The sequence below is a fragment of the Stenotrophomonas sp. P5_A9 genome, assembly GCF_056400525.1.
This window is the reverse complement of the sequence record NZ_JBFULC010000100.1, coordinates 1-8498: the sequence shown is the minus strand read 5'-3', so window position 1 is coordinate 8498 and position 8498 is coordinate 1. Positions and strand designations below refer to the sequence as shown.

The window sequence follows — 8498 nt, the reverse complement described above, 5'->3', positions numbered from 1 at the left end:
TGGCCGAGGCGTGGCGCTGGTAAGGGCGCGCGGCCGACGGTGGCCGATGTCCTCGTCACCCTCAACTGGCTGACGTCCCCGCCGGGTCGCGCTCTCGATCGCCACAAACGCAGAAATCCGCTGAAAACGCTGGATTAAAGTGATGTCTCACGATATCGTGCGCGCCCCCGCACGCATTCCCGTCCGTCATGCGCGATGAACAAGACCCCGGCACCCTGGAACTGACGCTGCCGCGCAAGCGCGGCCGTCCGCCCACGTTCGGCTACGCGATGACCGATGCGCAGCGCGCTGCGCGCTACCGTGCGCGTCGTGCCGGCCAGGCCGGGCACGCCGACGTGCGCTCCTGCAGCGACATGGTGCTGCTGGACAAGATCCGCGCGGCGATCAGCAGCAAGGACCCGGAGCTGACCGGCTTCCTGGTACACGTGCTGTGGCAGCGCTATCCGCTGCAGCTCAAATAGCGCACGCCTCGGTCAGCATCGCAACCGCCTGCTGCAGGTGGTCGAGCAGCGGGTCCATTTCGTCCCAGTCCAGGGTGTTGGCCAGGCTCAGCTCGTGCAGGTCGGCGGCGGTGCCGGCCAGCCCTTCGTGGCCGAGCATGCGCAGCACCCCGGCCGCGCGGTGGGCGTGATAGCGCACCAGCCGCAGTTCGCCATCCTTCCGTGCCTGCCGCACTGCCAGGACCTCCTGCTGTAGGGAGTGGAGGAAGGGCGCCCACGACGGGTCGTGCGCGGTCATCGCCGCTGCCGATGTGGCGCCTTCGTCGGTCGCCACGCCCACTACCGCCAGCAGTTGCGCAGGGTCCAGCGGCTTGCCCAACACGGCGTCCATGCCGCTGGCGCGGCAGCGCTGCACATGCGCCAGCGAATCGGTGCCGGAGAATGCCACCAGCAACGCGGCCGGACGCGCGTGTGCGCGCTCCAGCCCGCGCAGCGCGGCCGCGAGCTGGTAGCCACTCATGTCCGCCAGGTCGCAGTCGATCATGAGCAGCGTGCTGGGGTGGGCGGCCTGCAGGCGCAGCGCACTGGCGCCATCGGAGCAGGTGCGTACCGCCGCGCCCAGTGCAGCCAGCTGCCGCGCCACGATGGTGCGGCTTGGTGCATGGTCCTCAACCAGGAGCAGGCTGTGGCCAGCCAGTGGCTGGCCCGCCACCGTTGCGTTCGTGGAGAGACAGCAAACCGGCAGCGTTACCTCGAAGCGGCTGCCCTGGCCGGGCTGGCTGTGCAGCTCGATGTTGCCCTGCAGGGCATGCACCAGGGTGCGGCAGATCGACAGGCCCAGCCCAACGCCGCCCATCTCGCGCGAGTGGTCGTCATGTGCCTGCGCGAACGGCTTGAAAACACTGGACTGGCGCTCGACAGGAATGCCCACGCCGGTATCGCTGACCGCCACCTGCAGCCGGTTGCCCGCAGGGCGGCGCAGCAGGCGGAAGCGGACCTCGATAGCGCCCTGTGCGGTGAACTTCAACGCATTGCCGAGCAGGTTGTTGAGTATCTGCCGCAACGCGGTCGCGTCGGTGCGCAGTTGCGGCAGCGGGTCGGGGGTAAGCAGCAGGCTGATGCGCAGCCCTTTGGCTTCGGCGGCGGGCCGGATCGCGTTGACACAGTCGTGCGCCAACGGGTTGATGTCGTGCCAGCCCATGCAGGGCCCGAATTGGCCGGTGGCCGTGCGTGAGTAATCCAGTGCATGGTCGAGCAGCTGGCGCAGGCCGACCCCGGCGGCACATGCGGCGTCCACCAACTGGCGTTGCCCCTTGTCCAGTCCCGACTGGCTCAGCAGGTCCACCGATGCCACCAGGGCCTGCGCCGCGTTGCGCACCTCATGGCTCATCACCCCGATGACGCGCGCCTGGTTGCGCTCGTGGCGCTGCGCCGACTGATGCGCGCGGACCAGCCAGGCGCCGGTGGCCAGCATCAGCGACAGGCCCATTCCCGTTGCCATCAGCTCCCAGCGGAAATGCCGGAACAGCGCGGCCAGTGAAGGTGCATCGAAGTAGGTTCGCTGCGCCAGCCGCTGCAGCACCTGTGCATGCTGTTGCGGGGTGATCGCCTGCATCGCCGCGTCGATGTCGTCGAGCATGTGCTGGTCGGCGGCGCGCGCGACCAGACGGACGTTGCCCGGCATGCCGTCCGGCGCGCTGCGCAGCAGGAGGCTGTCGGCATGCTCGCGGCGGACAAGCGGGCGGATCAGGATGTCCAGGCCGAGCGCGGCATCGGTGACCCCGGTCTCAACTGCCCAGAGCGCGCCGGACAGGTCTGTGGCAGTGATCACCTGGACTTGCGGATAGTGCGCCTGCAGCCACTGCGGATAGCGACTGCCCTGGACCACCGCAACCCGGTGCGGGGGGCTGACGTCCAGGCCGATCTGCGCGGCACCGGCATGACGGACGGCCACCAGTGTCTCGCCGCGATAGTACGGCGGGGAGGCGCTGAGCGGGCACGGCGCATTCTCCAGTTCGCCAAGCAGCAGCATCAGGTCGGCGTCGTGTTCGCACACCGCCTGCAGGGCCGAAACGCTGGAGGAGGCCGCGGACGCCTTGAAGCGCATGCCGGTGCGCTGGCCCACCAGTTCGGAATAGCCATGGGCAAGGCTGGCAAACGGCGTCGGCCTGGACGACAGCGCGAGCGCGCGGCGCTGCGCGGGATCCAGCGCGACCCGCACGTTGCGCACCGCTGACGAGGCCGGCACGGCCTGCATGGATGCGCTGGTCGGAGTGACGACCAGCAGCAGGGTGACTGCAAAAAGGCGGGCGAGCCGCGCCGTCATAGTGCCGACAGCTGGTGGCGCAGCGTATACAGGTCGCCATCGGTGCGCAGCCCCAGCTTGCGGAACGCAGCCTGCTTCTGGGTGCTGACGGTCTTGATGCTGCGATGGCGGCGCAGGGCGATCTCGCTGACGCTCATCCCGGTCAGGCACAGGCGCAGCACTTCGCGCTCGCTGCGCGAGAGGCTGGCGTCCTCCAGTTCCTCGCCACAGCCGTGCGGCAGCCGGCACAGGCCGGTGGCGACCTGGGTCACCGCGATGGCCAGTGCATCCAGGCGCTCGCTTTTGGTGACCACCCCGGCCGCGCCGGCGCTGATGATGGTCGATACCATCACCCGGCTGGAGTGTGCGGTGAACAGCAGCAGCCGCACCCAGGGAAAGCGCTCGCGCAGCAGGTGCAGCAGATCCAGGCCAGGCATGTCGTCGTGGCCGAGGGTGTAATCGATGACGGCCACATCCACGCGGCGGGTTGCCAGGGTGAACATCAGTGCGCTGCTGTGCGCGTGGTTGCCGACCACGTCGAAACGCGGGTCGGCGGAAAGATGGACGAAGCTGCCGTGCCGGACAACATCATGGTCGTCAAGCAGCGCGATCTTCAGGGTGCAGGGAGAGGCCTGTCCGCTCATGGGATCTGTTTGCTGTTGGACAATGGGGGCACGCAATAGGGAGTGTTGACGAATTMTCCCCGTTCGCATGTGCATCAATGCTGTTTATGCACGAATTTAAGACGATTCCTACGTGCAGTACGCGAGCGCCGTCACTTTCCGCGCGGCTTCTTCACGCATGGCACCTCGCCAATCAGCGTTGCTCGCGCTCGATGAGCCTGCCCAGGCGTGCAGCGAGTTCGTGCACCATCGGATCCGCGCCCGGGCGATGCAGCAGGGCGATCTCCATGTTTTCCATGGGCGGCAGGCCATGTCGACGGGTCAGTGCGCGATGCTCGCGGGTCATCGCCCGCGCCGGCACCAGACTGATGCCCATGCCATCAGCGACGGCGCCCTGGATGCCACCGAGGCTGGAGCTGGTGAAGCTGATCCGCCACCGCCGCCCCATCGCTTCCACTGCGGCGATCAGGTCGTCGCGGTAGAGGCCGCGGGGCGGGAAGGTCACCAGTGGCACCGGATCCAGCAGGATGCAGGGACTGCGCGCGCTGTCGATCCAGCGCATCGGTTCGGCCCAGCAGGCAGTGGCTTCACGGCTGTTGCGCCGCTGCTTGATCAGTACCAGGTCCAGTTCGCCATGATCGTATGCGCTGGTGAGGTCGCGACTGAGGCCACTGGTGACTTCCAGTTTCACCTGTGGATGCTTGCGGTTGAAACTGCCCAGCAGTTGCGTGGTGCGGGCGGTGACGAAATCCTCCGGCACGCCCAGCCGCACCGTCACCGCCACCGTCGCGCCGGCCAGCGCTTGGAGCATCTGCTCGTTCAACGCCAGCATCTGCCGGGCCTGGCCGAGCAGGGTCTGGCCGGCGTCGGTCGGGTGTACGTCGCGGTTGCCGCGCACCAGCAACGGGTGGCCGGCCATGTCCTCCAGGCGGCGGATCTTCTGGCTGATCGTGGACTGGGTCGAATGCAGTCGTGCGGCAGCGGTGGTGAAGCTGCCGCAGTCGGCGACGGTGACGATGGCCCGCAGCAGGTCCAGGTCGAACAGGCTGCGATTCGGTTTTGCACTGGCGCTCATGGTGCCATCCATCTGCTGCATGGGGCTGGAGTTCTAGCATGGCGCCGTGGGGGCGGCAAACGGCGCGGGCGTGTTCAATACCCGGCGGCGGCTTCTGCACGTGCGAGGCTGCGGGCGACGCGTTGCCCGGCCTCGTGCAGCTTCTGCTGCAGGGCCGGTGGCCCGAGCACCTCGAATTCCAGGTCCAGTGCCATCAGCCAGTACACGATCGCGCCCAGCGGGCTGGCCCCGCAGATCAGCAGGCAGCGCTCCGCGTCTACCGGCTCCAGGCTGCCTGCCGAGGTCGGAATCTGCCGTTGCATGCTGGCCAACGGGGCATGCAGGATTACCCGGGCTTGTTCGCTGTATTGACCCAGCGACAGCGATTGCGCCACCCAGGTGCGGAGGTCGCCATTGCCTGGCGCCGGGCGCGGACTGAAATGCGCGCCCACGGTCGGTGCGGCCACGATGCGATCAATGCGGAACGTGCGCCAGTCCTCGCGGGCGGTGCACCACGCCACCAGATACCAGCGTCGATCCGTGTGGACCACGCCCTGTGGCTCGACCCGGCGCCGGGTGCGCTGGTCGTTGCGGTCGGCATAGTCAAAGTGCACCTGCAGTTGATCGCGGCACGCGCCGGCCAACGCCGCCAGTACGCCGGCATCGACTACCGGGCCGGACTGGTCCAGCGGCAGGATGGTCGAACGCAGCGCGTCCAGCCGCCTGCGCAGGCGCGGCGGCATCACCTGTTCCAGCTTCACCAGTGCGGTGATCGCGGTCTGCTCGATACCACTGACGGTGCCGGTCACGGCGGTGCGCAACGCAATGGCGGCAGCCAGTGCTTCCTCATCGTCAAGCAGCAGCGGCGGCAGGGCTCGCCCTGCGCGGAAGGCGTAGCCGCCGGCCACGCCACTGCTGGCCTGGATCGGGTAGCCGAGCTGGCGCAGCCGATCGATGTCGCGGCGCAGGGTGCGCGGATGCACCTGCATGCGTTCGGCCAGTGCGTTGCCGGCCCAGTGCGGGCGCGATTGCAGCAGGGACAATAGGCTGAGCAGGCGGGCGGAGGCGGAGAGCATGGCGGCAGTGTGGTGGTTGATCGGGGACAGGTTCTGTCCGCAATGGTGGCTAGCCTGTGGGCAGGGTGCAAGGCCGGCACGGCTGCACGTTTCCCACGATCATCCACAAGGAGTTCCGCATGTCCCTCGTCTTCTATTGGCACCCGATGTCCAGCGCCACCCCGGTCGCCTGCGCGCTGGCCGAACTGGCGGTGCCGCACGAGCGGGTCGAAATCGACATCCGCAGCGGCGAGCAGCGCACACCGGCCTATCTGGCCATCAATCCCAATGGCAAGGTGCCGTGCCTGGTGGTCGACGGCACGCCGCTGTTCGAGGGTCTGGCGATCCTGCAATGGCTGGGCGCGCAGCATGGCGTGGCGCAGGGGCTGTGGCCGAAGGAAGGCAGTCCCGCGCGGCTGCAGGCGCTGTCGTGGACCAGCTGGGCTTACGTCACCTACGCGGCGTTGTTGTCACGCCTGTGGCTGGCTACCCGCGAGGAGGCACTGCAGAACCATGACCACGCCGCTGCAGCATTGGCCGGGGTCGATGACCTGCTGGATATCCTGGATGCACACTTGACGGGACGAACCTGGATGCTGGGCCAGGACTACTCGCTGGTCGACCTGGTGGTGGGTTCGGTGGTGGGCTACGGCGTGTACTTCGGCGCCGACGTGGAAGCGCACCCGCACGTGAAGGCGTGGTTGACCGCGCTGCAGGCGCGCCCGGCCATGCAGGGTTCCGTCTAAGCCGCAGGGTGCTCCCGTCCCGCCGCAGTGATGCGGCGGGACGGTATTCAGAATATGCATGTGCGGCATGTCGAAATTTCACTGGTGCATGCCCGCGCCACCGTCTTATGGTGGCCCGTTCCCCTGAACCAACCTGCCGATGAAGACCTTGCTGCGCCCCCTGGTTCCCGCTTTGCTGCTGTTGGCTGCACCGGCGTTCGCCGTCGAGCAGGCCGATCTGATCATCCGCCACGTCACGGTGGTGGATGTCGAACACGCCAGCACCGTGGCCAACCAGAGCGTGGTGGTGCGCGGTGCCGACATCGTCGCGGTGGGCGAAGACCACGCCATTGCCGCGCAGTGGCGCGCGCCACAGCGCATCGAGGCCAAGGGGCGCTATCTGATGCCTGGCCTGTGGGACATGCACGTGCACTTTGGTGGTGGTCCCGAGCTGATCGAAGAGAACAAGGCGCTGCTCCCGCTTTATATCGCACACGGCATCACCAGCATCCGCGACGCCTCCGGCGATCTGCCCGAGCAGGTGCTGCAATGGCGCGGGCAGATCCGCGACGGCAGCCTGGCCGGACCGCAGTTGTTCACCTCCGGCGCGAAAATCGAAGGCATCAAGCCGGTCTGGAAGGGCACCCTCGAAGTGGGCAGCCAGGCCGACCTCGATGCGGCCTTCGTGCGCCTGAAGAAGGACCAGGTCGACTTCGTCAAGATCACCGACAGCACACTTACCCCTGAGCTGTTCCTGGCTGCGGTGCGTGGCGCGCGTGCCAATGGGCTGCGCGCGTCCGGGCACATCCCGATGGCCTTGACGGTGCAGCAGGCGGTGGACGCGGGCATCAGTTCGATCGAGCACCTGGATTACGCGTACAAGGCCGGGGTCAAGGACGAGGCTGCCATCGCCGCGGACTTCGCGGCACAGCGCATCGACCGGGCCGAAGCCAATCGTCGCCTCGACGGAGGTTTCGATCACGCCACTGCCATGGCCGCCTATCGGGGGTTTGCCGCCAACGGCGTGTATGTGACGCCCACGCTCAACGGCGGGCGCATCCTGGATTTCCTCGACCAGGACGACCATGCCAATGATTCTTACCTGGCCTATATCGGCCCGAAACTGCAGGCGACCTACGCCTGGCGCGTCGAACGCGCAGCCAACGCCACGCCGGCGCAGATCCAGGCGCGGCACCAGCAATACCATCAGGTTGCCGCGGTGCTGCCGATGCTGCAGCAGGCCGGCGTCACCCTCATGGCGGGCACCGATGCGGGCTTCCTCAACTCCTTTAATTATCCGGGCATCGGCCTGCATGACGAGCTGAGCCTGTTCGTCAAGGAAGGGCTGACGCCGGCGCAGGCCTTGTCGGCAGCCACCCGCGCGGGGCCGGCATGGTTCGGCCTGCTGGATCGCTATGGTGGCGTTGCGGTCGGCAAGGCGGCCGATCTGGTGCTGCTCACGCGCAACCCGCTGGAGGACATCGCCGCCACTCGGGCCATCGATACCGTGGTGCTGCGCGGCCACGTGTACGACCGCAAGGCGCTGGACGCGTTGCTGTCCCAGACCGGGGCCAAGGTGGCCGGGTGGAAGGCGGCGGCGAAGTAAGCGCGTCAATACCGGATTCGGCAATCCAAAAGAACCTGAACAACTGCTATCCTGCGCGCCGCCCTGCTACATGGCGCGCGCCCGCGCCCATGGAGAGGCAGGTCTTTTCCTCCTTCAGGATGAAGTGAATCCGATGAAATCGATGTTTGTTCCGCTCACGCGTTATGCCCAGTTCGATGGCCGCGCCGGTCGCAAGGAATACTGGATGTTCCAGCTGTTCCTGTTCCTGGTGATGGTGGTTGGCTACGCCGGCGTCGGTATTGGCGCTTCAATGGACAGCGGCCTGGTATCGGGCGTGTTCGGCGCGTTGTTGGGTCTGTTCTGGCTGGCGGTGCTGGTGCCGGCGATCGCCGTGGCGATCCGTCGCATGCACGACATCGACAAGTCCGGCTGGGTGCTGCTGTTCGGCCTGATTCCGTTCGTGGGTGGCATCATTCTGTTCGTGTTCAACGTGCTGCCGGGTACCCCGGGCGAAAACCGCTTCGGTCCGGTGCCGCCGACGGTCTGATCGACCGGCGGTACAGCAGTTGAAGACGCCCCGCACTGCGGGGCGTTTTTTGTTCTTCTCTCCCCTGAGGGGGCGTCTTGTTGCAAGGGCCGTAGTAGCTGAACACAACGCTACGCGTGTGGACGGGCGGTGCCGGCGGCGTGTGGATCGGGTGGTGTCTTCGCTCGGGTCTGTCGCGAGCG

At 67.3% G+C, this 8498-nt stretch carries 8 protein-coding genes; 4 read left to right on the top strand and 4 right to left on the bottom strand.

The window, feature by feature from the left end; all coding sequences use genetic code 11:
* The first annotated feature begins 188 nt into the window (after positions 1-188).
* A complete protein-coding gene (locus AC1DR7_RS19470; protein ID WP_256776717.1) occupies positions 189-461 on the top strand; it encodes a hypothetical protein in 273 nt (90 codons plus the stop codon).
* Here the strand turns inward: AC1DR7_RS19470 and AC1DR7_RS19465 are convergent.
* From AC1DR7_RS19465 to AC1DR7_RS19450, 4 genes are all read right to left on the bottom strand, one after another.
* Entirely contained in the window at positions 454-2766 is a 2313-nt protein-coding gene (locus AC1DR7_RS19465; RefSeq protein ID WP_478051318.1) for an ATP-binding protein, read from the bottom strand. The two genes, AC1DR7_RS19470 and AC1DR7_RS19465, sit on opposite strands and share 8 nt — an antisense overlap.
* The gene (locus AC1DR7_RS19460; RefSeq protein WP_256776719.1) at positions 2763-3389 is read right to left on the bottom strand and encodes a response regulator; all 627 of its coding nucleotides are present in this window, start codon (positions 3387-3389) and stop codon (positions 2763-2765) included. The genes AC1DR7_RS19465 and AC1DR7_RS19460 overlap by 4 nt, the downstream gene beginning before the upstream one ends.
* A 172-nt stretch (positions 3390-3561) precedes the next feature.
* The gene (locus tag AC1DR7_RS19455) at positions 3562-4443 is read right to left on the bottom strand and encodes a LysR family transcriptional regulator (RefSeq protein ID WP_478051316.1); all 882 of its coding nucleotides are present in this window, start codon (positions 4441-4443) and stop codon (positions 3562-3564) included.
* Positions 4444-4517: 74 nt separating this feature from the next.
* Positions 4518-5498 carry a helix-turn-helix transcriptional regulator gene (locus AC1DR7_RS19450; protein ID WP_256776721.1) on the bottom strand — a complete coding sequence of 327 codons (981 nt, stop codon included), beginning with the start codon at positions 5496-5498 and terminating at the stop codon, positions 4518-4520.
* A 119-nt stretch (positions 5499-5617) separates the two neighbouring features.
* Here AC1DR7_RS19450 and AC1DR7_RS19445 point away from each other — a divergent pair, with 119 nt between their 5' ends.
* From AC1DR7_RS19445 to AC1DR7_RS19435, 3 genes are all read left to right on the top strand, one after another.
* Complete coding sequence (locus AC1DR7_RS19445; RefSeq protein ID WP_457319720.1) at positions 5618-6223, top strand: glutathione S-transferase family protein; 606 nt, start codon at positions 5618-5620, stop codon at positions 6221-6223.
* Between the two features lie 139 nt (positions 6224-6362).
* Positions 6363-7808: an amidohydrolase family protein gene (locus AC1DR7_RS19440; RefSeq protein ID WP_457319717.1), complete on the top strand. Its 1446-nt coding sequence runs from the start codon at positions 6363-6365 to the stop codon at positions 7806-7808.
* Between the two features lie 133 nt (positions 7809-7941).
* On the top strand, positions 7942-8316 hold the full coding sequence (locus AC1DR7_RS19435) for a DUF805 domain-containing protein (protein ID WP_256776725.1): 375 nt from the start codon (positions 7942-7944) through the stop codon (positions 8314-8316).
* Positions 8317-8498 lie beyond the last annotated feature (182 nt).

Excerpts from the sequence above, each read along its gene's own strand:
- AC1DR7_RS19470 (WP_256776717.1), top strand. The coding sequence starts at position 189 with ATGCGCGATGAACAAGACCCCGGCACCCTGGAACTGACGCTGCCGCGC.
- AC1DR7_RS19465 (WP_478051318.1), bottom strand. The coding sequence starts at position 2,766 with ATGACGGCGCGGCTCGCCCGCCTTTTTGCAGTCACCCTGCTGCTGGTC.
- AC1DR7_RS19460 (WP_256776719.1), bottom strand. The coding sequence starts at position 3,389 with ATGAGCGGACAGGCCTCTCCCTGCACCCTGAAGATCGCGCTGCTTGAC.
- AC1DR7_RS19455 (WP_478051316.1), bottom strand. The coding sequence starts at position 4,443 with ATGAGCGCCAGTGCAAAACCGAATCGCAGCCTGTTCGACCTGGACCTG.
- AC1DR7_RS19450 (WP_256776721.1), bottom strand. The coding sequence starts at position 5,498 with ATGCTCTCCGCCTCCGCCCGCCTGCTCAGCCTATTGTCCCTGCTGCAA.
- AC1DR7_RS19445 (WP_457319720.1), top strand. The coding sequence starts at position 5,618 with ATGTCCCTCGTCTTCTATTGGCACCCGATGTCCAGCGCCACCCCGGTC.
- AC1DR7_RS19440 (WP_457319717.1), top strand. The coding sequence starts at position 6,363 with ATGAAGACCTTGCTGCGCCCCCTGGTTCCCGCTTTGCTGCTGTTGGCT.
- AC1DR7_RS19435 (WP_256776725.1), top strand. The coding sequence starts at position 7,942 with ATGAAATCGATGTTTGTTCCGCTCACGCGTTATGCCCAGTTCGATGGC.